General features: G+C 43.9%; 2 protein-coding genes. Both read left to right on the top strand.

From position 1 onward, the window contains the following. On the top strand, positions 1-572 hold a 572-nt coding region (locus tag NC238_06635), incomplete at its 5' end, for a hypothetical protein (GenBank protein MCM1565614.1). Between the two features lie 176 nt (positions 573-748). Beyond that, the coding region (locus tag NC238_06640; protein MCM1565615.1) for an AraC family ligand binding domain-containing protein at positions 749-1,097 on the top strand (349 nt) is incomplete at its 3' end.

The raw sequence follows: 1,097 nt of genomic DNA on the forward strand, positions 1-1,097 counted from the left end.
TGCGTTCCAAAAACATGACGGAGGAAGAGCGACGGAAAGCCATCAAAGATTTTGCATTGAAGAAAGGACTGTTCATCGCTTTGTTTGCAGGCGTCATGAGTGCCTGTTTCAGCCTGGGGCTGAGTGCCGGTATTCCGATTAAAGAAGCAGCCATTGCTGGTGGAGCAAAGGAGCTGTTCGCACAAAACCCTGTGACGCTGTTGGTAACCATTGGCGGATTGATGACCAATCTGGTCTACTGTCTTTTCATGAACCATAAGAATAAAACAGGCGGTGAGATAAAACGTTCCTCGAAAGCCGTTTTAATCAACAATATCCTGTTCTGCGCTTTGGCCGGTTTACTATGGTACTCGCAATTCTTCGGTTTGGGCATGGGGCAAAGTTTCTTTGAGCCGGGAAGTGTGATGATGGCTTTTTCGTGGAGTATCCTGATGTCGTTGAACGTGATTTTCAGCAATGGCTGGGGCATCATCCTGAAAGAGTGGAAAGGGGCCGGACGGAAAGCAGCTGCTTTCTTGATTCTAGGCATGGCAATGCTGATATTCTCATTAATTATTCCAAATTTATTTTAAGAAAGTATGATGAAATAGCCCTTGTATCCCCATTTCATCCTGTCTTCAACAATGGTATAACCCGGTTCCGGCTGAAAATAGAACAGGCCGGTCGGCCGGGTTATACATTGACTTGATTTTTTTTGTATATTTACTGCCCGACAATCTGAGAAATATGCAAATCTAATAACAAAAACATGAGATATAACGATTTCGGAATCGATTTCAAATACCTGCTTGTCAATGCCCGGGATGAAAAGTTCGGGCTGACGGTTAACACGGTAGGCTTTCAGCCTATTGCTCCCCACACCTTGTATCCTTCCACGGAACACCCCAAGAATTATTATTTCAAACCGGGAAAAGGACGTATCTTATCGGAATACCAGATCGTATACATCAGTAAGGGAAAAGGTTATTTCACCTCAGAATCGACCAAAAGAACAAGTATCTCCAAGGGTCAGGCGATCCTGTTATTTCCTGGACAGTGGCATACCTATTGTCCACTGAAAGAGACCGGATGGAATGAATATTATATTGGTTTTGAAG

This window comes from Dehalobacter sp. (assembly GCA_023667845.1).
Classification (GTDB): Bacteria; Bacillota; Desulfitobacteriia; order Desulfitobacteriales; family Syntrophobotulaceae; genus Dehalobacter.